A 23,112-nucleotide genomic window follows, 5' to 3' on the forward strand; every position below is an offset into this window, starting at 1 on the left:
GGGGATGCTGAAGATACTCGGCGGCCTGTTTGCTGCGCGACAGCGCGGCGTCGAAGACGGGGCGGCCCCTCCTACAGGGCGCAAATCCTTGTGCGACAACGGCTTAGCAATAAAGTCTGAATTCGCGCTTCGTTTTTTAGGTGTCTTGTGATATAAAATGCGCCGCTTTGCGGGTATAGCCCGCAGAGCACAAACCCACACACGTATCGACACGATGACCTGGGTGCCTTCAGCTTGAAGCTGCTGGTTGGTCGTTGGGATACGTGGAGGCCTAACCCGACTTATTAAGGAACTACCATGTCCCAAGTCAACATGCGCGATATGCTGAAGGCCGGTGTGCACTTCGGTCACCAAACCCGTTACTGGAACCCGAAGATGGGTAAATACATCTTTGGCGCGCGTAACAAGATCCACATCATCAACCTTGAAAAAACCCTGCCAATGTTCAACGAAGCTCTGACTTTCGTAGAGCGTCTGGCCCAGGGCAAAAACAAGATTCTGTTCGTCGGCACCAAGCGTTCCGCTGGCAAGATCGTTGCTGAAGAAGCAGCACGTTGCGGCTCGCCGTACGTGGATCACCGCTGGTTGGGCGGCATGCTCACCAACTTCAAAACCATCCGTGCTTCCATCAAGCGTCTGCGTGACCTTGAAGTTCAAGCAGAAGACGGTACTTTCGCCAAGCTGACCAAGAAAGAGGCGCTGATGCGCACTCGCGATCTGGAAAAGCTGGATCGTAGCCTGGGTGGTATCAAGGACATGGGCGGTCTGCCAGACGCACTGTTCGTTATCGACGTTGACCACGAGCGCATCGCGATCACCGAAGCTAACAAGTTGGGCATCCCGGTAATCGGCGTTGTCGACACCAACAGCAGCCCAGAAGGCGTTGACTACATCATCCCGGGCAACGATGACGCAATCCGCGCTATCCAGCTGTACATGGGTGCGATGGCTGATGCTGTTATCCGTGGCCGCAACCACGTTGCTGGCGGCACCGACGTTTTCGTCGAAGAAGCTCCAGCTGCAGCGGTAGTTGAAGGCTGAGTAACTAACGCCTAGCGTTTACTCAGTGCGCAAAAAGGGGGCTTGGCCCCCTTTTTGCCACCTCGAAATCCATTTGTTGGACATGCTCTCGTCATTGCTGTATCAGAATGCGGCTGGCTGGGAGCCTCGAGGCAGGCTTCATACGAATTGAACGCCCGTTCGGTCGGGTGGAATGGTTGAAAACCTATCCAAGAGGAATTTTGAAATGGCAGAGATTACTGCAGCGTTGGTTAAAGAACTGCGTGAGCGTACTGGCGAAGGCATGATGGATTGCAAGAAAGCCTTGACCAAGGCTGGCGGCGACATCGAAAAAGCCATCGACGACATGCGTGCTTCCGGCGCCATCAAGGCTGCCAAAAAAGCAGGCAACGTTGCTGCTGAAGGCGCAATCGCTCTGAAGGAAGACGGTAAATCCGCAGTTCTGCTGGAAGTGAACTCGCAGACTGACTTCCTGGCCCTGCAGGACGACTTCAAAGCATTCGTTGCTGACAGCGTTGAAAAAGCATTCGCTGACAAGCTGACCACTGTTGAGCCTCTGATCGAAGCTCAAGAAGCTGCTCGCCTGGTACTGGTCGGCAAAGTTGGCGAAAACGTCAACATCCGTCGCCTGGTTCGCGTTGAAGGTGACGTTGTCGGTGGTTACCTGCACGGCAACAAAATCGGTGTAGCTGTTGTTCTGAAAGGCGGCAACGTTGAGCTGGCCAAAGACATCGCTATGCACGTTGCTGCAAGCAACCCAGAGTTCCTGCTGCCTTCGGAAGTTTCTGAAGACGCGATCGAGCGTGAAAAAGCGGTGTTCCTGAGCCTCAATGCTGACAAGATTGCCGGCAAGCCAGAAAACATCGTTGAAAACATGATCAAAGGCCGCATCAGCAAGTTCCTGGCCGAAGCTAGCCTGGTTGAGCAAGCTTTCGTTAAGAACCCAGAGATCAAAGTTGGCGAGCTGGCCAAGAAAGCCGGCGCTGAAATCGTTTCCTTCACTTACTTCAAAGTAGGCGAAGGCATCGAGAAGCCAGTCGACAACTTCGCTGAAGAAGTTGCTGCTCAGCTGGCTGCAGCCAAGCAATAAGACAGTTTTACACTGTCGACCCGAAGAGGCTGCCCGCTCACGCGCGCAGCCTCTTTTCAAATGGGAGAGGGTTTTACCTTTTCTTGCGGAACCGATTGCATAAGTCGTGTTCCGATGGTGCTGCTGTGCAGCGCCACGCTAGAGTAAGCGCGGGCTGAAAGTGGCCTCGCACAGATTTTTTTAAAACGCGGCAGGAGAGATTCGCAATGGCTCAGCAGGGCGCTGGTTATCAAACTCGCTATAAACGCATCCTACTCAAGCTAAGCGGTGAAGCCCTGATGGGCTCTGAAGAGTTCGGGATCGATCCCAAAGTACTCGACCGCATGGCGCTGGAAGTGGGCCAACTGGTCGGCATCGGCGTCCAGGTAGGTTTGGTGATCGGTGGTGGCAACCTGTTCCGCGGTGCTGCCCTGAGCGCGGCCGGTATGGATCGAGTGACTGGCGACCATATGGGCATGCTGGCAACCGTGATGAACGCCTTGGCCATGCGCGATGCGCTGGAACGTGCGAATATCTCTGCCATCGTAATGTCGGCTATTTCGATGGTTGGTGTGACTGATCATTACGATCGTCGCAAGGCAATGCGTCATTTGAACGCTAAAGATGTGGTGATTTTCGCTGCAGGCACCGGTAATCCGTTCTTTACAACGGATTCTGCTGCTTGCTTGCGTGCTATTGAAATCGACGCTGACGTGGTGCTTAAAGCAACCAAGGTTGACGGCGTGTACACCGCAGATCCATTTAAAGACCCGCATGCCGAGAAGTTCGAACATCTGACTTACGATGAAGTACTGGATCGCAAACTGGGTGTTATGGACCTTACGGCCATTTGTCTGTGCCGTGACCATAAAATGCCATTGCGTGTATTTAATATGAACAAGCCCGGCGCCTTGCTGAATATTGTCCATGGCGGCGCTGAAGGGACTCTGATCGAGGAAGTTCAACAATGATCAATGAAATCAAAAAAGACGCTCAAACGCGCATGCAGAAGTCGCTGGAATCCTTGGCCCATGCTTTTGGCCAGATCCGCACCGGCAAAGCGCACCCAAGCATCCTGGGCAGCGTGATGGTGCCTTACTACGGCGCCGATACCCCGTTGAGCAGCGTTGCCAACGTAACGGTAAAAGACTCGCGTACCCTGCAAGTTGTGGCGTTTGAGCGCAACATGCTGGCCGCGGTCGACAAGGCTATCCAGAGCGCTGGCCTGAACCTCAACCCGACCAACCTGGGTGAGCTGCTGCTGATCTCCATGCCGGCCTTGACTGAAGAAACCCGTAAAGGTTTCACCAAGCAAGCTCGTAGCGCCGCTGAAGACGCGCGTGTTGCTGTTCGCAACATCCGTCGCGATGCGTTGAGCGAGCTGAAAAAACTGGTTAAAGACAAAGAAATCAGCGAAGACGAAGAGCGTCGCGCCGCTGCTGATATTCAGAAGCTGACCGACAAGGCCGAGGCAGACATTGATGCGGCTACCAAGGCGAAAGAAGCGGACCTGATGGCCGTATAAGGGTCTGGGCGTTTTATGGAAAAGACCAAGCAGACAGAGCCATCATCGGTGCCGCGCCACGTCGCGATCATCATGGATGGTAATAATCGCTGGGCGAAAAAACGCTTTCTGCCGGGTGTTGCCGGGCATAAAGCGGGAGTGGATGCAGTTCGCGCAGTGATTGAGGTGTGCGTCGAGGCCAAGGTCGAGGTGCTCACCTTATTCGCGTTCTCCAGTGAAAACTGGCAGCGCCCCGCCGCTGAGGTCAGCGCTTTGATGGACTTGTTCTTCAAGGCGCTACGGCGTGAGGCCCGGCGCCTCAACGACAACAACATCAGCTTGCGGATCATCGGCGACCGTTCGCGCTTCCACCCTGAATTACAGGCGGCGATGCGTGAAGCGGAGCAGATGACAGCAGGGCCTGATCGCTTTGTACTGCAGGTTGCCGCTAACTACGGCGGCCAGTGGGACATTGCGCAGGCCGCACAGCGCCTGGCGCGTGAAGTTCAGGCGGGGCATTTACAGCCTGAAGACATCACCCCGGGCCTGTTGCAAAACTGTCTGGTGACTGGCGATCTGCCTTTGCCTGACCTGTGCATCCGCACAGGCGGCGAGCACCGCATCAGCAATTTCCTGCTGTGGCAGTTGGCGTATGCCGAACTGTACTTCTCCGACCTGTTCTGGCCGGACTTCAAACACGAAGCCATGCGCAATGCGCTGGCTGATTTCGCTTCTCGCCAGCGTCGCTTCGGTAAAACGAGTGAGCAGGTTGAAGCTGGAGCCCGGGTTTAATGCTTAAACAACGCATCATTACTGCACTCATATTGCTGCCCATCGCTTTGTGCGGGTTTTTCCTGCTTGAAGGGTCTGGCTTTGCGCTGTTTATCGGCCTGGTTGTGACCTTGGGTGCCTGGGAATGGGCGCGTCTGGCGGGCTTCGAAGCTCAATTGGCGCGGGTGGCTTTTGCAGTATTCGTGGCCCTGCTGCTGTTTGGTTTGTACGTCTTCCCGGATCTGGCGCCCTGGGTGCTGGGCGCCGCAATTTTGTGGTGGGGCGCTGCAACCTGGCTGGTACTGACGTTTCCTGAGTCGGCCGAGCGCTGGTCGGCAACCTTGACCAAGCTGGTGATTGGCCTGCTGATTTTGCTGCCGGCCTGGCAAGGGCTGGTGCTGATCAAGGCGATGGCGCTGGGCAACTGGCTGATCATGGCGGTCATGGTGCTGGTGTGGGGCGCTGACATCGGCGCTTACTTTTCCGGGCGCAAGTTCGGGAAACGCAAGCTGGCCCCTAAAGTCAGCCCGGGCAAGAGCTGGGAAGGCGTGTATGGCGGTTTGATCCTCAGTCTGCTGATCACGGCTGCTGTCGGTCTGGTGCGTGGCTGGAGCGTTGGCGAAATCATCGCAGCACTCTTGGGTGCAGCGATGATTGTGCTGGTGTCTGTGGTGGGCGACCTCACCGAAAGCATGTTCAAGCGTCAGGCCGGTATCAAGGACAGCAGTAACCTGTTGCCTGGTCACGGTGGGGTACTGGACCGTATCGACAGTCTGACGGCGGCGGTTCCGTTGTTTGCTGTACTGCTTTGGATTGCCGGATCATGAGTCGACCTCAACAGATTACGGTGCTGGGGGCTACAGGCTCGATTGGCCTGAGCACCCTGGATGTTATTGCGCGTCACCCTGACCGCTATCAGGTCTTTGGCCTGAGCGGTTTTAGCCGTATCCCGGAGCTTCTGGCCTTGTGTCTCGAACACAAGCCGCGAGTGGTTGTGGTGCCGCACGAGCATGCAGCCAGCCAACTGCGGGCTGGTTTGCAGGCCGCCAAGCTCGGCACTGAAGTATGGGTGGGTGAGCAAGGCTTGTGTCAGGTGGCTTCTGCTCCAGAAGTTGACACGGTCATGGCAGCAATCGTGGGTGCAGCTGGCTTGCGTCCTACGTTGGCAGCGGTTAACGCTGGCAAAAAAATTCTCTTGGCCAATAAAGAAGCGCTGGTCATGACCGGCGATCTGTTTATGCAGGCCGTTCGTCGCAGCGGTTCGGTATTGCTGCCTGTCGACAGTGAGCACAACGCGATTTTCCAGTGTTTGCCACAGGACTACGCACGCGGCCTGGGTTCGGTCGGTGTGCGGCGGATATTGCTGACGGCGTCGGGCGGACCGTTCCGCGAGACGCCTTTAGAGTTGTTGCAACATGTCACCCCGGATCAGGCGTGTGCTCATCCCAATTGGTCGATGGGGCGCAAGATCTCCGTTGATTCGGCGAGCATGATGAACAAGGGCCTGGAACTGATCGAGGCCTGCTGGTTGTTCGATGCCAAGCCAAGCCAGGTTGAAGTGGTGATCCACCCGCAAAGCGTGATTCACTCGCTGGTCGATTACGTGGATGGCTCGGTCTTGGCACAGCTTGGTAATCCGGACATGCGCACACCCATTGCCAATGCCCTGGCGTGGCCTGAACGTATCGACTCGGGTGTTGCGCCGCTGGACCTGTTTGCGGTTGCGCGGCTGGACTTTGAGCGTCCGGATGAACAACGCTTCCCGTGTTTGCGTCTGTGTCGAGAAGCAGCCGAGGCGGGTAACAGCGCACCCGCGACCCTCAATGCAGCAAACGAAGTGGCGGTGGCGGCGTTTCTTGACGGCAAGATTCGTTACCCGCAAATCGCCAACCTTATTGAAGATGTGTTAAGCAATGAGCCTGTGATTGCAGTCGATGAGCTGGATGCTGTATTTGCGGTAGATACCCAAGCGCGACTGCGAGCTGAGCAGTGGTTGAGCCGTAACAACTGACAAGTGGTACATGTCGGAGCCGGACAGAATCGCGGAGAAAGTAGATGAGTGCGCTCTATATGATTGTTGGCACCCTGGTGGCATTGGGGGTGCTGGTCACATTTCATGAATTCGGTCACTTTTGGGTGGCGCGCCGTTGCGGCGTCAAGGTTCTGCGCTTTTCTGTGGGCTTCGGTACGCCTCTCTTACGCTGGCATGACCGTCAGGGCACTGAGTTTGTCGTCGCAGCGATTCCGCTGGGCGGCTACGTAAAAATGCTCGACGAGCGTGAAGGCGATGTTCCGGCCGACCAGCTCGATCAATCCTTCAACCGCAAAACCGTCGGGCAGCGCATTGCCATCGTCGCAGCCGGGCCTGTGGCCAACTTCTTGCTGGCCATTGCGTTCTTCTGGGTGCTGGCAATGATGGGCAGCCAGCAGGTGCGCCCGGTGATCGGCGCGGTCGAAAGCGGCAGCCTGGCGGCACAAGCCGGCCTGGTAGCCGGTCAGGAAATTGTTTCAATTGATGGCCAGCCAACGGTGGGCTGGTCGAACGTCAACCTGCAACTGGTGCGTCGCCTCGGCGAAAGCGGTTCCATTCAGGTTGCGGTGCGCGGCCCCGATTCCGATGTTGAAAGCTCCCACCAGCTGGTTTTGCATGACTGGCTGAAAGGGGCTGATGAGCCGGATCCGATCAAATCGTTGGGTATTCGGCCATGGCGCCCTGAGCTGCCAGCCGTTTTGGCAGAGCTCGACCCTAAAGGCCCGGCACAGGCGGCTGGCCTCAAGACCGGTGACAAACTGCTGTCCATGAATGGTCAGGCCATCAATGACTGGCAACAAGTCGTGGACTGGGTTCGTCTGCGGCCCGCGGCCCGCGTAGATTTGCGCGTCGAGCGCGACGGTGTTGCGCTTGAGGTGCCGGTGGTTCTGGCCGCTCGCGGTGAAGGTGAGGCGGCGACCGGTTATCTGGGGGCAGGGGTCAAAGGTGTCGATTGGCCACCCACGATGATTCGCGAAGTCAGCTATGGCCCGGTCGCCGCCATCGGCGAAGGGGTCAAGCGTACGTGGACCATGAGCGTATTGACGCTCGATTCACTGAAGAAAATGTTGTTCGGCGAGCTCTCGGTAAAAAACTTGAGTGGACCGATAACCATTGCTAAAGTGGCGGGCGCTTCTGCCCAGTCGGGCGTTGCTGATTTCTTGAATTTCCTGGCTTATCTGAGTATTAGCCTGGGGGTTCTGAACTTGTTGCCTATTCCCGTCCTGGACGGTGGGCACTTGTTGTTTTATCTGATCGAGTGGGCGCGTGGTCGTCCCTTGTCGGATCGGGTACAGGGTTGGGGGATGCAGATCGGTATCAGTTTGGTGGTCGGAGTGATGTTGCTTGCTCTGGTCAACGACTTGGGACGACTGTAAACACTTCGCTGAATTGCGAATCTGCCGCATTTTGCGGCAGTTTGTTTATTGCCAGTTGGAATAAGAAAGGACTTCATGAAACGTCTGCTGCTAACTGCGGTTCTCGCCGTACTGATGATCGCCGAAGTTCACGCCGAGTCCTTCACTATCTCTGATATCCGTGTCAACGGGCTCCAGCGGGTTTCCGCCGGCAGCGTGTTTGGCGCGTTACCGCTGAACGTGGGTGAGGTAGCGGATGACCGCCGTTTGGTGGAATCCACTCGTGCGTTGTTCAAAACCGGGTTCTTTCAGGATATCCAACTGGGTCGTGATGGCAATGTGCTCGTCATTACGGTTGTCGAACGTCCTTCCGTCTCCAGCATCACCATTGACGGTAACAAGGCGATCTCCACTGATGACCTGATGAAAGGCCTGAAACAATCGGGCCTGGCTGAAGGCGAAATCTTCCAGCGTGCGACCCTTGAAGGTGTTCGTAACGAGTTGCAACGTCAGTATGTTGCCCAAGGCCGCTACTCGGCGACGGTAGACACCGAAGTGGTGCCTGAACCGCGCAACCGCGTTGCCTTGAAGGTCAACATCAACGAAGGCACCGTTGCCTCTATCCAGCACATCAACGTGGTGGGTAACACGGTCTTCCCGGAATCTGACCTGGTTGATCTGTTCGAACTGAAAACCACCAACTGGTTGTCGTTCTTCAAGAACGACGACAAATATGCGCGTGAAAAACTGTCGGGTGACCTGGAGCGTCTGCGTTCCTACTACCTCGATCGCGGCTATATCAACATGGATATCGCCTCGACCCAGGTATCGATCACCCCTGACAAAAAGAACGTCTACATCACGGTCAACGTGAACGAAGGCGAAAAATACAATGTCGGCTCGGTCAAACTGAGCGGTGACCTCAAGGTCCCGGAAGATCAGATCAAGTCGTTGCTGCTGGTTCAGCCAGGCCAGGTGTTCTCGCGCAAGCTGATGACCACCACTTCCGAGCTGATCACCCGTCGTCTGGGTAACGAAGGCTACACCTTCGCCAACGTGAACGGCGTGCCTCAGCCAGACCCGGAAAACCACACCGTCGCCATCACCTTCGTGGTCGATCCGGGCAAGCGTGCTTACGTGAACCGTATCAACTACCGCGGCAACACCAAGTCGGAAGACGAAGTGCTGCGTCGTGAAATGCGCCAGATGGAAGGCGGTTGGGCTTCCACTTACTTGATCGACCAGTCCAAGGTTCGCCTTGAGCGTCTGGGCTTCTTCAAGGAAGTGAACGTTGAAACCCCGGCAGTGCCAGGCACTGACGACATGGTTGACGTGAACTACGCTGTTGAAGAACAAGCGTCGGGTTCGATCACTGCCAGCGTCGGTTTTGCTCAGAGCGCCGGTTTGATCCTGGGTGGCTCGATTACCCAGAACAACTTCCTGGGTACGGGTAACAAGGTCAGCATTGGTCTGACCCGCAGCGAATACCAAAGCCGTTACAACTTCAGCTACGTTGACCCGTACTGGACGCCGGACGGCGTGAGCCTGGGCTACAACGTTTTCTACCGCACCACCGACTACAAAGAGCTGGACGTTGACGTTGCCAACTACTCGGTTGACAGCCTGGGTGCTGGCGTCACCATGGGTTACCCGATCAGCGATACCTCCCGTCTGACCTACGGCCTGACCGTTCAGCAGGATGAAATCAGCACTGGTCGTTACACCGTTGACGAGATCTTCGACTTCGTAAACCGTGAAGGTGACAAGTACCTCAACTTCAAGGCATCGATTGGCTGGTCCGAGTCGACCCTGAACAAAGGCGTGTTGCCAACCCGTGGTACGTCGCAGAGCCTGGTGCTGGAAACCACCATTCCTGGCAGCGACCTGCAGTTCTACAAACTGGACTATCGTGCACAGATGTTCCAGCCGTTGAGCGATACCTACACCATGCGCCTGCACACAGAGTTGGGCTATGGTGATGGTTACGGTTCGACTGAAGGTCTGCCGTTCTACGAGAACTACTACGCGGGTGGTTTCAACTCGGTTCGTGGCTTTAAAGACAGCGCCCTGGGTCCACGCAGTACGCCGAGTACCGGTAAGAACCAAGGTACCATTCGCGACCCGGATCAAGACCCGCTGCCATTCGGTGGTAACGTGCTGATCCAGGGTGGTGTAGAAGTTCTGTTCCCGATGCCGTTTGTGAAGGACCAGCGTTCCCTGCGCACATCCGTATTCTGGGACGTGGGTAACGTGTTCGACACCAACTGCAAGGGTGACACCAAGGATTGCGATATCAGCTTTAGCAATATGGCCAGTTCTGTGGGTGTAGGTGTGACATGGGTAACTGCGCTTGGCCCGCTGAGCTTCAGCTTGGCCATGCCGATCAAGAAACCGGATGACGCAGACACTCAAGTGTTCCAATTCTCCCTCGGCCAGACTTTCTAAAAGCCTGACTATAGATACAGACAACGGATTTTTTAGGAGTGCATCGTGCGTAAGTTGACTCAATTGGTTCTCCTGGCTTCGCTCTTGGCAGCAGGCCCGGCTTTTGCCGACATGAAAATTGCTGTGCTGAACTATCAAATGGCACTGCTTGAATCCGACGCTGCCAAGCGTTATGCCGTGGATGCCGAGAAAAAATTCGGCCCACAACTGACCAAGCTGAAAAACCTGGAAAGCAGCGCCAAAGGCATCCAGGACCGTCTGGTTAGCGGCGGCGACAAAATGCAGCAAGGCGAGCGTGAGCGTCTGGAGCTTGAGTTCAAGCAAAAGGCCCGTGATTTCCAGTTCCAGTCCAAGGAGCTGAACGAAGCCAAGGCCGTTGCTGACCGTGAAATGCTGAAACAGCTGAAGCCAAAACTGGACAGCGCTGTTGAAGAAGTCATCAAGAAAGGCGCCTTTGACTTGGTGTTCGAGCGTGGTGCTGTGATTGATGTAAAACCTCAGTACGACATCACTCGCCAAGTGATTGAGCGCATGAATCAGCTGAAGTAATTATGACCGCGACTATAAAACTCGGCCGATTGGCCGAGTTCCTCGGGGCCACCTTGCGTGGCTCCGCGGAGAAAGAAATTACTGGGCTGGCCACTTTGCAAGAGGCCGGCCCAGCTCAGTTGAGCTTTCTGGCTAACCCCCAATACCGTAAATACCTCGTTGACTGCCACGCTGGAGCGGTACTGCTCAAGGCGGCGGATGCCGAGGAGTACGCGGGGGATGCGCTGGTTGTGCCCGATCCTTACCTGGCGTATGCCCGAATTTCCCATTTGTTCGACCCCAAGCCCAAAGCGATTGCCGGGGTTCACCCTTCGGCTGTGATTGCGGACGATGCGGTGGTTGATCCAATGGCGAGCATCGGTGCGTTTGCGGTCATTGAGAGCGGTGCGCGAATCGCTGCAGGTGTCACCATTGGTGCGCATTGCTTTATCGGTGCGCGTTGCACTATTGGTGAAGACGGTTGGCTGGCACCTCGTGTGACCCTCTACCACGATGTGCATATCGGCAAGCGTGTGGTGATTCAGTCGGGTGCCGTGTTGGGTGGCGAAGGTTTTGGTTTCGCCAACGAAAAAGGTATTTGGCAGAAAATCGCTCAAATTGGCGGTGTGACCCTCGGTGATGATGTCGAAATTGGCGTCAACACGGCCATTGATCGGGGTGCTTTGGCCGATACGTTGATCGGCAATGGCGTCAAACTGGATAACCAGATCCAGATCGCGCACAACGTTCAGGTGGGTGACCATACGGCGATGGCCGCGTGTGTAGGCATTTCCGGTAGTACTAAAATCGGTAAGCACTGCATGCTCGCAGGCGGAGTTGGTTTGGTCGGTCACATTGAAATTTGTGACAACGTGTTCTTGACTGGCATGACGATGGTGACGCATTCGATCACCGAGCCAGGAGCCTATTCTTCCGGTACTGCCATGCAGCCGGCTGCGGAGTGGCGCAAAAGTGCGGCACGCATACGCCAGCTGGATGACATTGCAAGACGGCTAAAACATCTGGAAAAGCGCGTCGGGGAAGTGACCCCGGACGGTAAAGCTTCTTCAGAGGGCTAGTACATTTTCCATATCAAGAGTGCATAGCCACTGGTTTGCTTCCTTGATTTGCTAGAGGAGCGCGCCTTAGTCGCGCGCGCCCAATCTTTATTACAGGCTTCCCCACGAAATGATGGACATCAACGAGATTCGCGAATATCTGCCCCACCGTTACCCGTTCCTGCTGGTGGACCGAGTGGTGGATCTGGATGTCGAGAACAAGCGCATTCGTGCCTACAAGAATGTCAGCATCAATGAACCTTTCTTCAATGGTCACTTCCCGGCGCACCCGATCATGCCGGGCGTCCTGATCATTGAAGCGATGGCTCAGGCCGCTGGCATCCTGGGTTTCAAGATGATGGATCTGAAGCCTTCCGACGGCACACTCTATTATTTCGTCGGCTCCGACAAGCTGCGCTTTCGCCAGCCTGTACTGCCAGGGGATCAACTGATCCTTGAAGCCAAGTTCCTGAGCTGCAAGCGCTCCATCTGGAAATTTGAATGCCAGGCCACGGTTGACGGCAAGCCAGTGTGCTCGGCTGAGATCATCTGTGCGGAACGCAAACTATGAGTTTGATTGACCCTCGCGCAATCATCGATCCGACGGCCATTTTGGCCGACGACGTCGAGGTCGGCCCTTGGTCGATCATCGGCGCAGGTGTGGAAATCGGCGAGGGGACTGTGATTGGGCCGCATGTGATTCTTAAAGGCCCAACCAGGATCGGTAAACACAATCGCATCTACCAGTTTTCTTCGGTAGGCGAGGACACACCTGATCTGAAGTACAAAGGCGAAGAAACGCGCCTGGTGATTGGTGACCACAACGTTATTCGTGAAGGCGTTACCATTCACCGCGGCACCGTGCAGGACCGTGCTGAAACAACGCTGGGTGATCACAACTTGATCATGGCCTATGCCCACATCGGGCATGACAGCGTGATTGGCAACCACTGCATTCTGGTTAACAACGCCGCCCTGGCGGGCCATGTGCACATGGGTGACTGGGCGATCCTGTCCGGCTTCACGCTGGTTCACCAGTTCTGCCATATCGGTGCGCACAGTTTTTCGGGCATGGGCACTGCCATCGGTAAAGACGTTCCGGCGTTTGTCACCGTGTTCGGTAGCCCGGCCGAAGCGCGCAGCATGAACTTTGAAGGCATGCGCCGCCGTGGTTTCAGCGATGAAGCCATTCACGCCCTGCGCCGGGCTTACAAAGTGGTCTACCGACAGGGCCTTACCGTCGATCAGGCGCTGGCTGAACTGGCCGAACCGGCTGTGCAGTTCCCTGAAGTGGCGATGTTCGTCGAGTCGATCCGTTCGTCTACTCGCGGCATTACGCGCTAATCATGGCCAGATTGCGTATTGCTCTGGTGGCTGGTGAAGCCTCCGGTGACATTCTCGGCTCCGGTCTGATGCGTGCGCTCAAGGCTCGTCATGGGGATATCGAGTTCATCGGCGTCGGCGGTCCATTGATGGAAGCAGAGGGCATGAGCTCTTACTTCCCGATGGAGCGATTGTCGGTCATGGGCCTGGTAGAAGTGCTTGGCCGCCTGCGTGAGCTGCTCAAACGCCGCAAAGAGCTGGTTAAAACGCTGATTGCTGAAAAGCCTGACGTGTTTATCGGCATCGACGCCCCTGACTTCACCCTTAACATCGAGCTGCAATTGCGCCGTGCCGGGATCAAGACCGTGCACTACGTCAGCCCGTCGGTGTGGGCGTGGCGTCAGAAGCGGGTGCTGAAAATTCGCGAAGGCTGCGACTTGATGCTCACGCTGTTCCCGTTTGAAGCCAAATTCTACGAAGAGAAGGGCGTGCCGGTGCGTTTTGTCGGCCACCCGTTGGCTGATGCCATCCCGCTTGAAGCTGACCGTGCTGCTGCGCGTGCTGAGCTGGGCCTGCCCGATGGCCCGCTGATCGCCTTGATGCCCGGCAGCCGTGGCGGGGAAGTCGGCAAGCTGGGCGGTTTGTTTCTGGATGCTGCGCAGAAGGTCTATCAGGCACGTCCTGAGGTCCGTTTTGTATTGCCTTGCGCCAATAACGCGCGTCGCATTCAGATTGAGCAATCACTGGTCGGCCGTGACTTGCCGTTGACCTTGCTCGATGGCCGGTCACATCTGGCGCTGGCCGCCTGTGATGCGGTGTTGATCGCCTCCGGTACCGCGACCCTTGAGGCGCTGCTGTACAAGCGACCGATGGTGGTTGCGTATCGCTTGTCGTCGCTGACGTTCTGGATCCTCAAGCGTCTGGTCAAAAGCCCGTACGTGTCGCTGCCCAACCTGCTGGCTCAACGCCTGTTGGTGCCTGAACTGTTGCAGGATGCTGCAACGCCAGACGCGCTGGCTGACACCGTCTTGCCTTTGCTGGATGGTGGTGAGGAACAAACACGCGGCTTTGACGAGATCCACCGCACATTGCGTCTTGACGCTTCCAATCAGGCCGCAGACGCGGTGCTGGGCCTGATCGCAAAATCTTAATGAGTACAGTGACTATGCAAATCGGATTGGACTTCAATCTGGTCAATCAGGTTGAAGACCTGGTTGCCGGCGTTGATGAGGTCGGTCGTGGCCCGTTGTGCGGTGCTGTGGTCACGGCAGCGGTCATTCTTGACCCGATGCGCCCGATTGCGGGCCTCAACGACTCGAAAAAACTGACCGAAGCACGTCGTGAAAAGCTTTTCGATGAAATTCGTGAAAAAGCCCTGAGCTGGTGCATTGCGCGGGCTGAGGTCGAAGAAATCGACGAACTGAACATTTTGCACGCCACCATGCTGGCCATGCAGCGGGCGGTAGAAGGGCTGAGCATCACCCCTAAACTGGCGATGATTGACGGCAACCGCTGCCCCAAGCTGGCCATGCCGGCTGAAGCGGTGGTCAAGGGCGATAGCAAGGTCCCGGCCATTGCTGCCGCTTCGATTTTGGCCAAGGTCAGCCGTGACCGCGAGATGGCGGCCTTTGAGCTGCAATACCCCGGTTATGGTATCGGTGGGCACAAGGGTTACCCGACCTCCGTCCATCTGGAAGCCCTTGAGCGCTTGGGCCCGACGCCTATTCATCGACGCTCGTTCGGCCCGGTTCGCCGTGCGTACGAAGCGCGTGAAGGCCTTGCCAAGGTTTAGTCGCGAGGCTGATGTTTTTGCCAAGGCCCGGTACAATCCGGGCCTTGTTGTTTTCCAAAGCTGATAGACAGGATCACCATGCCGGCTTCATTCGTTCACCTGCGCCTGCACACTGAATACTCCCTGGTCGATGGCCTGGTGCGGATCAAACCGCTGATCAAAACCCTGGCCGGCATGAACATGCCCGCCGTTGCGGTGACCGATCAGAACAACATGTGTTCTCTCGTCAAATTCTATAAAACCGCCATGGGCGGCGGTATCAAGCCGATTTGTGGTGCCGATCTGTGGCTGTCCAACAAAGATCCGGATAACCCCCTGAGCCGTATCAGCCTGCTGGCGATGAATGCCGTGGGTTACCGCAACCTGACCGAGCTGATCTCGCGGGGCTTTATCGACGGTCAGCGCAATGGTCAGGTGATCATTGAGCGTGAGTGGGTCGCTGAAGCTGCCGACGGTTTGATCATGCTGTCGGCTGCCAAAGAGGGCGAGATCGGCCTGGCGCTGCTCAGCGGTAACGCCGAAGAGGCGCGCACCCTGGCGCTTGAGTGGATGACGGTGTTCCCCGAGCGCTTTTATCTCGAAGTTCAGCGCACCAGCCGTCCTAATGATGAAGAGCACCTGCACGCCGCCGTTGCGCTGGCCGATGAGATCGGTGCGCCATTGGTGGCCACCAACGATGTGCGCTTCATCAAGCAGCAAGATTTCGAGGCCCACGAAACCCGCGTATGCATTGGTGAGGGCCGGGCGCTGGATGATCCGCGCCGCTCCAAGAACTACAGCGACCAGCAGTACCTGAAAAGCGCCGAAGAAATGGCCGAGCTGTTCAGTGACCTGCCGGAGGCGCTGGCCAACACGGTCGAAATTGCCAAGCGCTGCAATATTGACGTGAAACTGGGCACTCACTTCCTGCCTAACTTCCCGATTCCCGATGGCATGACCATCGATGAATATTTCCGCAAAGTGTCCTTTGAAGGCCTTGAAGAGCGCTTGACCGTTCTGCTGCCCAAAGACACCACCGAAGACTATGACGCCAAGCGTCAGGTGTACGTCGACCGGCTGAATTTCGAGCTGGATATTATTATCCAGATGGGGTTCCCCGGTTACTTCCTGATCGTAATGGACTTTATCCAGTGGGCCAAAAGCAACGGCGTGCCGGTGGGGCCTGGCCGGGGGTCGGGTGCCGGCTCGCTGGTAGCGTATGTGCAGAAGATCACCGACCTTGATCCGCTGGAATACGACCTCCTGTTCGAACGATTCCTTAACCCGGAACGGGTATCGATGCCCGACTTCGACGTCGACTTCTGCATGGATGGTCGCGACCGGGTTATTGAGTACGTGGCCGAAAAATACGGTCGTAACGCCGTAAGCCAGATCATCACCTTTGGTTCGATGGCTGCGAAGGCGGTAATCCGCGACGTGGCGCGGGTTCAGGGCAAGTCCTACGGACTGGCTGACCGCCTGTCGAAGATGATCCCGTTCGAAGTGGGCATGACCCTCGAAAAGGCCTTTGAGCAGGAAGAGATCCTGCGCGACTTCATTAAGGTCGATGAAGAGGCTGCCGAAATCTGGGAAATGGCGCGCAAGCTTGAAGGCGTTGTGCGTAACGTCGGTAAGCACGCCGGTGGTGTGGTTATCGCCCCGACCAAACTCACGGACTTCTCGCCGATTTACTGCGATGAAGAGGGTGGCGGTCTGGTCACCCAGTTCGACAAGGATGACGTTGAGTCGGCAGGTCTGGTGAAGTTCGACTTCCTCGGTCTGCGGACCCTGACGGTCATCGACTGGGCGCTGAAAACCATCAACCGTGACCGCGCCAAGGTCAATGAAGCGCCGCTGGACATCGCCTTCATCCCTCTGGACGATAAGCCCACTTACCAATTGCTGCAAAAAGCCGAGACCACTGCGGTGTTCCAGCTTGAGTCGCGCGGCATGAAAGAGCTGATCAAAAAGCTTAAGCCCGACTGCCTTGAAGACTTGATCGCACTGGTGGCCCTGTTCCGTCCGGGCCCGCTGCAATCAGGCATGGTTGATGACTTTATCAACCGTAAGCACGGTCGCGCCGAGCTGGCGTACCCGCACTCCGACTACCAGTACGAAGGCCTCAAGCCGGTATTGGCGCCGACCTACGGCATCATTCTGTATCAGGAACAGGTGATGCAGATTGCTCAGGTCATGGCCGGTTACACCCTTGGCGGCGCTGACATGTTGCGTCGAGCCATGGGTAAGAAAAAACCCGAAGAAATGGCCAAGCAGCGCGGCGGTTTCATCGAAGGCTGTGGCAACAACAATATTGATGCCGACCTTGCCGGTAACATTTTCGACCTGGTAGAGAAATTTGCCGGTTATGGTTTCAACAAGTCTCACTCCGCTGCTTACGGTCTTGTGTCGTACCAGACAGCCTGGCTGAAAACTCACTATCCGGCACCGTTCATGGCCGCGGTACTGTCGGCGGATATGCACAACACTGACAAGGTTGTGACCCTGATCGAAGAAATTCGCAGCATGAAGCTGCGTCTTGATGCGCCGGATGTGAATGCCTCGGAGTTCAAGTTCACGGTGAACGACGAAGGCCGCATTATTTATGGCCTGGGCGCGATCAAAGGGGTGGGTGAGGGGCCGGTTGAGGCCATTACCGAAGCACGCAAAGACGGCCCGTTTACCGACCTGTTCGATTTCTGTGCCCGTGTTGACCTCAAGCGGATCAACAAGCGTACCCTCGATGGTTTGATCCGCAGTGGTGCGCTGGATCGTCTTGGGCCGTACTTCTATGACGAGCCGAAGGCTTATCAGGCGCATATCGATCTGAATCGCGCGGTGTTGCTGACGGCGATGGAAGAGGCCATCAAGTCGGCTGAACAGACTGCGCGCACCCATGACAGCGGGCATGCCGACTTGTTTGGCGGTTTGTTTGTCGAAGAAGACGCGGATGTCTATGCCAACCACCGCAAGGCCAAGGAACTGACCCTCAAGGAACGCCTCAAAGGTGAGAAAGACACCCTTGGGCTGTACCTGACCGGCCACCCGATTGACGAATATGAAGGTGAGATTCGCCGCTTTGCCCGTCAGCGCATCATTGATCTGAAACCGGCACGGGACACTCAGACCGTCGCCGGGATGATCATTGCCTTGCGTGTGATGAAGAACAAAAAGGGCGACAAGATGGGCTTTATCACCCTGGACGACCGTTCAGGGCGCATTGAGGCCTCGCTGTTTGCCGAGGCCTTCCATTCGGCGCAATCGCTGTTGCAGACTGATGCAATGGTGGTGGTCGAAGGTGAGGTCAGCAATGATGACTTCTCCGGCGGCCTGCGTTTGCGGGTCAAGCGCGTGATGAGCATGGAAGAAGCGCGCACCAGCCTGGCTGAAAGTTTGCGTCTGAAAGTGACGCAAGCGGCGCTCAAAGGCGATCAATTGCGCTTTTTGGGCGAGTTGTTCAAAAAACACCGTGGGGCTTGCCCGATCACCCTGGACTACACCGGCGCAGACGCCAAGGCTTTGCTGCAGTTTGGCGAAAGCTGGCGAATTGATCCGGCAGACAGCTTGATTCAAGCGTTGCGTGACCAGTTTGGGCGAGACAACGTCTTCCTCCAATACCGTTGACGGTCAGGGGCGATACACGCGCCCTGACCTCGACCTGAATTTTTAATCTCGACCTGAGAGCGCCTCTCCCTTAAGGTAGGCGCGATACAGATCAACCGGCTGCCCCAGTCGGGTTGGATTCACCAGCAAATGCTGGGCTTCAAACCCGCTGGCATGCTTTGCCGCCGACCCAAGACGGATGCTTATGAACCCGAATTTTCTTGATTTCGAACAGCCGATTGCTGACCTGCAAGCCAAAATCGAAGAGTTGCGCTTGGTCGGTAATGACAACTCGCTGAACATCAGCGATGAAATCTCTCGACTGCAAGACAAAAGCAAAACGCTGACTGAAGATATTTTCGGCAAGCTGACCAGCTGGCAAATTGCTCGTCTGGCCCGTCACCCGCGTCGTCCTTACACCCTGGACTACATCGATCACATCTTCACCGAGTTTGACGAGTTGCACGGCGACCGTCACTTCTCGGATGACGCCGCCATCGTGGGCGGTATTGCGCGTCTGGATGACCAGCCCGTGATGGTGATCGGTCACCAGAAAGGCCGCGAAGTGCGCGAGAAGGTTCGCCGTAACTTCGGTATGCCGCGTCCAGAAGGCTACCGCAAGGCGTGCCGCCTGATGGAAATGGCCGAGCGTTTCAAAATGCCGATCCTGACGTTCATCGACACACCGGGTGCTTACCCTGGGATCGACGCTGAAGAGCGCAACCAGAGCGAAGCGATTGCCTGGAACCTGCGGGTGATGGCTCGCCTGAAAACCCCGATCATCTCTACCGTTATTGGTGAAGGCGGCTCGGGCGGTGCATTGGCGATTGGTGTTTGCGACCAGTTGAATATGCTGCAGTACTCGACGTACGCGGTGATCTCGCCAGAAGGTTGCGCCTCGATTCTGTGGAAAACCGCCGAAAAAGCGCCGGACGCAGCAGAAGCCATGGGCATTACCGCTGAGCGCCTCAAAGGCCTGGGTATTGTTGACAAGATCATCACCGAGCCATTGGGCGGTGCCCACCGTGATCCGGCCGCAGCGTCTGCGACCATTCGTGGTGAGCTGTTGTCGCAACTGGACATGCTGAAAAAGCTGGACACCGAAACCTTGCTCAAGCGTCGTTATGACCGCCTGATGAGCTACGGTCTCTGATCAAAGCTTGCCCTCACCCCAACCCTCTCCCGGGGGGAGAGGGAGCTGATTAGCGGTGTTCTAGAGTTCGCATCCAGTCAGTTCCCCTCCCTCCGGGGGCTGCGCTGATTAGCGGTGTTCTAGAGTTCGCATCCGGTCAGTCCCCCTCCCTCTGGGGGAGGCGCTGATTAGCGGTGTACTAGAGTTCGCATCCGGTCAGTCCCCTCTCCCTCCGGGAGAGGGCCAGGGTGAGGGGCTTTTGATCTGGACGGTGCTCGACATGCCCAACCTCTCAACGCAACTGCTTCAAGCCCTGACCCCCTGGCGCAACGCCAATTCCTGGCACGTCGCACTCTCTGGCGGCCTTGATTCAACCGTTCTGCTGCACCTGCTCGCCCATCTGCGTCAAACCCATTCGCTTCCTGCTCTGTCCGCCGTCCATGTGCATCATGGCTTGCAGGCGGCTGCTGATTCCTGGCCGGCGCATTGTCAGGTGCTGTGTAATTCGCTGGCTGTGCCGTTGCAGGTGTTCCAGGTGCAGGTCCGCCCTGGCGCAAGCCTTGAGCGCGCTGCACGAGAAGCGCGCTATCAGGCTTTTGAAACCGTCACGCAGGCGGGCGAAGTCTTGCTGACGGGCCAGCACCGTGATGATCAGGCAGAAACCGTGTTGTTTCGCCTGCTGCGCGGGGCAGGGGTGAGCGGGGTGGCGGCCATGCCCCGTGAGCGGGCGCTGGGGCAGGGCCATTTGTGCCGTCCCTTGCTGGATGTCTCTCGCGCCGAGCTGGAAACCTACGCGCGCGCGCACGGCTTGAGCTGGGTCGAAGACCCTTCGAACACCCAAACCGATTTTTCGCGTAACTACCTGCGCCATGAGGTTTTTCCAACCCTGACCAAGCGCTGGCCGCAAGCTGCTGCGAGCCTGGCGCGCACGGCTGCCCATTGTGCCGAGGCGCAAGGCTTGCTCGACGAGTTGGCGCAACAGGATATCGCCGCCTCAACCCCGCACACCGAGTTCTCCTGGCTTGGCCTGCCATGCTTGGCGCTGGCACCGATTGCCGGGCTTTCAGCGGCCCGTCAACGCAACGCGTTGCGCCATTGGCTGGCTGGCTTCACTCAACTGCCGGACACCGATCATTGGGCCGGCTGGGAAACCCTGCGCGATGCCCGCGAAGATGCGCAGCCGATCTGGACACTGGCCGAGGGCCAGTTGCACCGGGCTGGCGGTCACCTCTGGTGGTTGAGCGGCGACTGGTTGCGTCAGCCTGTTGCGCCATTGGCGTGGGAGCAGGCGGATTTACCATTGAGCCTGCCGGGTAATGGTCAGTTACGTTTGCTCGGCGAGATTCCCGCAGGTCCTTTGCACGTGAGCTATCGTCAAGGTGGTGAGGTGATGCAACTGGCGCAGCGCGGGCATCGGGATCTCAAACGTTTGCTCAACGAGCACGGTGTCCCCGGCTTTGTGCGTGGCAGATTGCCGCTGTTGTACCGCAATGAGCAGTTATTGGCGGTGGCAAACCTTCAGGGATTGGCTTGCGACCCCTGTGGGCGTTGGCAATTGCAGTGGTTGCCAACTTCCAGCGATCAAGGTTTGAGCTGAAAGGGGCTTTCCGGTAGACTACGCTCCCTTCTTGATACAACTTCTGTAAATTCACCGGAATTGCAGATGTTGCCGATTACCAAGCAGTCTTTGCTGGGCGATTTTAAAAAAATGTGTGGCTTGTATCGAACCGTTGGTCTCCATCGGTCTGTTTCAACGCAGCAGTTTTTCGAAAGGTGCACTGTGACTAATGCTGGTGATTGGGGGCTTCGGCCTTCCTTCGCTCTCCCCGGCGGCTCTGACCGCTTTAACGCAGACTTCTAGGGTTTTTCATGACGCGCTACATCTTCGTCACGGGCGGTGTTGTTTCTTCATTGGGGAAAGGCATTGCCTCGGCTTCATTGGCAGCCATCCTGGAGGCGCGGGGACTTAAGGTCACCATGCTGAAGCTGGACCCCTACATCAACGTTGATCCGGGCACCATGAGCCCGTTCCAGCACGGTGAAGTGTTCGTCACTCATGACGGCGCCGAGACCGACCTGGACTTGGGCCACTACGAGCGGTTCATCCGCACGACCATGACCCAGAACAACAACTTCACCACGGGCCGCGTTTACGAACACGTCCTGCGCAAGGAGCGCCGTGGTGATTACCTGGGGGCGACCATCCAGGTGATTCCGCACATCACTGACGAAATCAAGCGTCGGATCATCAAGGGCGCCGGCGATGCCGACGTAGCGATGGTCGAGATTGGCGGCACTGTGGGTGACATTGAGTCCCAACCGTTCCTCGAGGCTATCCGTCAGCTGCGCATCGAAGTGGGCGCCAAGCGCGCCATGCTGATGCACCTGACTCTGGTTCCGTACATCGCCACTGCTGGCGAAACGAAAACCAAACCAACGCAACACTCGGTTAAAGAATTGCGCTCCATCGGCCTGCAGCCAGACGTGCTGATCTGCCGTTCCGATCACCACGTTGATGTGTCTTCGCGTCGCAAGATCGCGCTGTTCACCAACGTTGAAGAGCGTGCGGTGATTTCGCTGGAAGACGCCGACACCATCTACAAGATCCCGGGCATGCTGCACGCTCAGGGCCTGGATGATTTCGTCGTTGAGCGTTTTGGCTTGCAGTGCAACAGCGCCGACCTGTCCGAATGGGACAAAGTGGTCGACGCCAAGCTCAACCCTGAGCGCGAAGTCACTATCGCCATGGTTGGCAAGTACATGGAACTGCTGGACGCGTACAAGTCGCTGATCGAAGCGATGAGCCACGCCGGTATTTCCAACCGTACCAAGGTCAACCTGCGTTACATCGACTCCGAAGACATCGAAAACAAAGGCACTGAACTGCTCGAAGGCGCTGACGCCATTCTGGTTCCGGGCGGCTTCGGTCTGCGCGGCGTAGAAGGCAAGATCACCGCGGTTCAATATGCTCGTGAGAACAAGGTGCCTTACCTGGGTATCTGCCTGGGCATGCAAGTGGCCGTTATCGAGTTCGCACGTAACGTGCTGGGCTGGAAAGACGCCAACTCCACCGAGTTCGATCGCAGCAGCGGCCACCCGGTTGTGGGCTTGATCACTGAGTGGGAAGACGCCACCGGTGCAGTCGAAACCCGTACCGAAACCTCTGATCTGGGCGGCACTATGCGTCTGGGCGCGCAGGACTGCCAACTGACAGCCGGCTCCAAGGTTCATGATTGCTATGCGAAGGACGTGATTGTTGAACGTCATCGTCATCGCTATGAAGTGAACAACAATCTGCTGCCACAACTGATCGAAGCGGGCCTGAAAGTGACCGGTCGTTCTGGTGACGGCGCGCTGGTAGAAGTGGTTGAAGCACCGGATCATCCTTGGTTCGTGGCGTGCCAGTTCCACCCGGAGTTCACCTCGACTCCTCGTGATGGTCACCCTCTGTTCAGCGGTTTCGTTAAAGCAGCATTGGCGCAACACGAGAAGAAGGCTTAATCA

The 23,112-nt window shown here is 56.9% G+C and carries 19 protein-coding genes; all 19 read left to right on the plus strand.

All coding sequences use genetic code 11. The features are described from left to right. Positions 1-297 precede the first annotated feature (297 nt). On the plus strand, positions 298-1,041 hold the full coding sequence (rpsB, locus tag GHO41_RS03745; RefSeq protein ID WP_019411593.1) for a 30S ribosomal protein S2: 744 nt from the start codon (positions 298-300) through the stop codon (positions 1,039-1,041). Positions 1,042-1,246: 205 nt separating this feature from the next. Then, positions 1,247-2,110 carry a translation elongation factor Ts gene (tsf, locus tag GHO41_RS03750; protein ID WP_153432990.1) on the plus strand — a complete coding sequence of 288 codons (864 nt, stop codon included), beginning with the start codon at positions 1,247-1,249 and terminating at the stop codon, positions 2,108-2,110. A 206-nt stretch (positions 2,111-2,316) separates the two neighbouring features. Then, positions 2,317-3,060, plus strand: a complete 744-nt coding sequence (pyrH, locus tag GHO41_RS03755; RefSeq protein ID WP_153432991.1) for a UMP kinase — start codon at positions 2,317-2,319, stop codon at positions 3,058-3,060. Then, a complete protein-coding gene (gene frr, locus GHO41_RS03760) occupies positions 3,057-3,614 on the plus strand; it encodes a ribosome recycling factor (RefSeq protein WP_048385564.1) in 558 nt (185 codons plus the stop codon). Before pyrH ends, frr begins: the two co-directional genes overlap by 4 nt. Positions 3,615-3,629: 15 nt before the next feature. Beyond that, on the plus strand, positions 3,630-4,385 hold the full coding sequence (gene uppS / locus GHO41_RS03765) for a polyprenyl diphosphate synthase (RefSeq protein WP_048368096.1): 756 nt from the start codon (positions 3,630-3,632) through the stop codon (positions 4,383-4,385). After that, positions 4,385-5,191, plus strand: a complete 807-nt coding sequence (locus GHO41_RS03770) for a phosphatidate cytidylyltransferase (RefSeq protein WP_153331701.1) — start codon at positions 4,385-4,387, stop codon at positions 5,189-5,191. The genes uppS and GHO41_RS03770 overlap by 1 nt, the downstream gene beginning before the upstream one ends. Beyond that, positions 5,188-6,375 carry a 1-deoxy-D-xylulose-5-phosphate reductoisomerase gene (ispC, locus tag GHO41_RS03775; RefSeq protein WP_048385560.1) on the plus strand — a complete coding sequence of 396 codons (1,188 nt, stop codon included), beginning with the start codon at positions 5,188-5,190 and terminating at the stop codon, positions 6,373-6,375. The genes GHO41_RS03770 and ispC overlap by 4 nt, the downstream gene beginning before the upstream one ends. Before the next feature lie 44 nt (positions 6,376-6,419). Next, positions 6,420-7,772, plus strand: coding sequence for an RIP metalloprotease RseP (gene rseP / locus GHO41_RS03780; protein WP_153432992.1), 1,353 nt, complete (start codon positions 6,420-6,422; stop codon positions 7,770-7,772). Between the two features lie 75 nt (positions 7,773-7,847). After that, positions 7,848-10,196 (plus strand): outer membrane protein assembly factor BamA, encoded by a 2,349-nt coding sequence (gene bamA / locus GHO41_RS03785; RefSeq protein WP_153432993.1) that lies wholly within the window; start codon positions 7,848-7,850, stop codon positions 10,194-10,196. Between the two features lie 45 nt (positions 10,197-10,241). Next, on the plus strand, positions 10,242-10,745 hold the full coding sequence (locus GHO41_RS03790) for an OmpH family outer membrane protein (RefSeq protein ID WP_048368091.1): 504 nt from the start codon (positions 10,242-10,244) through the stop codon (positions 10,743-10,745). A gap of 2 nt (positions 10,746-10,747) precedes the next feature. Next, positions 10,748-11,803, plus strand: a complete 1,056-nt coding sequence (gene lpxD, locus GHO41_RS03795; protein WP_153326194.1) for a UDP-3-O-(3-hydroxymyristoyl)glucosamine N-acyltransferase — start codon at positions 10,748-10,750, stop codon at positions 11,801-11,803. A 109-nt stretch (positions 11,804-11,912) separates the two neighbouring features. Further along, positions 11,913-12,353: a 3-hydroxyacyl-ACP dehydratase FabZ gene (gene fabZ, locus GHO41_RS03800; protein ID WP_048368088.1), complete on the plus strand. Its 441-nt coding sequence runs from the start codon at positions 11,913-11,915 to the stop codon at positions 12,351-12,353. Further along, positions 12,350-13,126, plus strand: a complete 777-nt coding sequence (lpxA, locus tag GHO41_RS03805; protein WP_048368087.1) for an acyl-ACP--UDP-N-acetylglucosamine O-acyltransferase — start codon at positions 12,350-12,352, stop codon at positions 13,124-13,126. The genes fabZ and lpxA overlap by 4 nt, the downstream gene beginning before the upstream one ends. 2 nt (positions 13,127-13,128) lie before the next feature. Next, complete coding sequence (gene lpxB / locus GHO41_RS03810) at positions 13,129-14,256, plus strand: lipid-A-disaccharide synthase (protein ID WP_153390085.1); 1,128 nt, start codon at positions 13,129-13,131, stop codon at positions 14,254-14,256. A gap of 14 nt (positions 14,257-14,270) precedes the next feature. Then, on the plus strand, positions 14,271-14,897 hold the full coding sequence (gene rnhB, locus GHO41_RS03815; protein ID WP_123749725.1) for a ribonuclease HII: 627 nt from the start codon (positions 14,271-14,273) through the stop codon (positions 14,895-14,897). A gap of 78 nt (positions 14,898-14,975) precedes the next feature. Then, entirely contained in the window at positions 14,976-18,497 is a 3,522-nt protein-coding gene (dnaE, locus tag GHO41_RS03820) for a DNA polymerase III subunit alpha (protein WP_048385552.1), read from the plus strand. Positions 18,498-18,681: 184 nt separating this feature from the next. Beyond that, positions 18,682-19,629, plus strand: coding sequence for an acetyl-CoA carboxylase carboxyl transferase subunit alpha (gene accA / locus GHO41_RS03825; protein WP_048368083.1), 948 nt, complete (start codon positions 18,682-18,684; stop codon positions 19,627-19,629). A gap of 259 nt (positions 19,630-19,888) precedes the next feature. Further along, positions 19,889-21,205 (plus strand): tRNA lysidine(34) synthetase TilS, encoded by a 1,317-nt coding sequence (gene tilS / locus GHO41_RS03830; RefSeq protein ID WP_153432994.1) that lies wholly within the window; start codon positions 19,889-19,891, stop codon positions 21,203-21,205. Positions 21,206-21,477: 272 nt separating this feature from the next. After that, a complete protein-coding gene (locus GHO41_RS03835; RefSeq protein WP_153432995.1) occupies positions 21,478-23,109 on the plus strand; it encodes a CTP synthase in 1,632 nt (543 codons plus the stop codon). Positions 23,110-23,112 lie beyond the last annotated feature (3 nt).

This window comes from Pseudomonas sp. FSL R10-0399, from assembly GCF_009600165.1.
Lineage (GTDB): Bacteria > Pseudomonadota > Gammaproteobacteria > Pseudomonadales > Pseudomonadaceae > Aquipseudomonas > Aquipseudomonas helleri.

Excerpts from the sequence above, each read along its gene's own strand:
- lpxD (WP_153326194.1), top strand. The coding sequence starts at position 10,748 with ATGACCGCGACTATAAAACTCGGCCGATTGGCCGAGTTCCTCGGGGCC.
- ispC (WP_048385560.1), top strand. The coding sequence starts at position 5,188 with ATGAGTCGACCTCAACAGATTACGGTGCTGGGGGCTACAGGCTCGATT.
- rseP (WP_153432992.1), top strand. The coding sequence starts at position 6,420 with ATGAGTGCGCTCTATATGATTGTTGGCACCCTGGTGGCATTGGGGGTG.
- bamA (WP_153432993.1), top strand. The coding sequence starts at position 7,848 with ATGAAACGTCTGCTGCTAACTGCGGTTCTCGCCGTACTGATGATCGCC.
- dnaE (WP_048385552.1), top strand. The coding sequence starts at position 14,976 with ATGCCGGCTTCATTCGTTCACCTGCGCCTGCACACTGAATACTCCCTG.
- tilS (WP_153432994.1), top strand. The coding sequence starts at position 19,889 with ATGCCCAACCTCTCAACGCAACTGCTTCAAGCCCTGACCCCCTGGCGC.
- rpsB (WP_019411593.1), top strand. The coding sequence starts at position 298 with ATGTCCCAAGTCAACATGCGCGATATGCTGAAGGCCGGTGTGCACTTC.
- rnhB (WP_123749725.1), top strand. The coding sequence starts at position 14,271 with ATGCAAATCGGATTGGACTTCAATCTGGTCAATCAGGTTGAAGACCTG.
- tsf (WP_153432990.1), top strand. The coding sequence starts at position 1,247 with ATGGCAGAGATTACTGCAGCGTTGGTTAAAGAACTGCGTGAGCGTACT.
- uppS (WP_048368096.1), top strand. The coding sequence starts at position 3,630 with ATGGAAAAGACCAAGCAGACAGAGCCATCATCGGTGCCGCGCCACGTC.
- lpxA (WP_048368087.1), top strand. The coding sequence starts at position 12,350 with ATGAGTTTGATTGACCCTCGCGCAATCATCGATCCGACGGCCATTTTG.
- GHO41_RS03835 (WP_153432995.1), top strand. The coding sequence starts at position 21,478 with ATGACGCGCTACATCTTCGTCACGGGCGGTGTTGTTTCTTCATTGGGG.
- lpxB (WP_153390085.1), top strand. The coding sequence starts at position 13,129 with ATGGCCAGATTGCGTATTGCTCTGGTGGCTGGTGAAGCCTCCGGTGAC.
- frr (WP_048385564.1), top strand. The coding sequence starts at position 3,057 with ATGATCAATGAAATCAAAAAAGACGCTCAAACGCGCATGCAGAAGTCG.
- pyrH (WP_153432991.1), top strand. The coding sequence starts at position 2,317 with ATGGCTCAGCAGGGCGCTGGTTATCAAACTCGCTATAAACGCATCCTA.
- fabZ (WP_048368088.1), top strand. The coding sequence starts at position 11,913 with ATGATGGACATCAACGAGATTCGCGAATATCTGCCCCACCGTTACCCG.
- accA (WP_048368083.1), top strand. The coding sequence starts at position 18,682 with ATGAACCCGAATTTTCTTGATTTCGAACAGCCGATTGCTGACCTGCAA.
- GHO41_RS03770 (WP_153331701.1), top strand. The coding sequence starts at position 4,385 with ATGCTTAAACAACGCATCATTACTGCACTCATATTGCTGCCCATCGCT.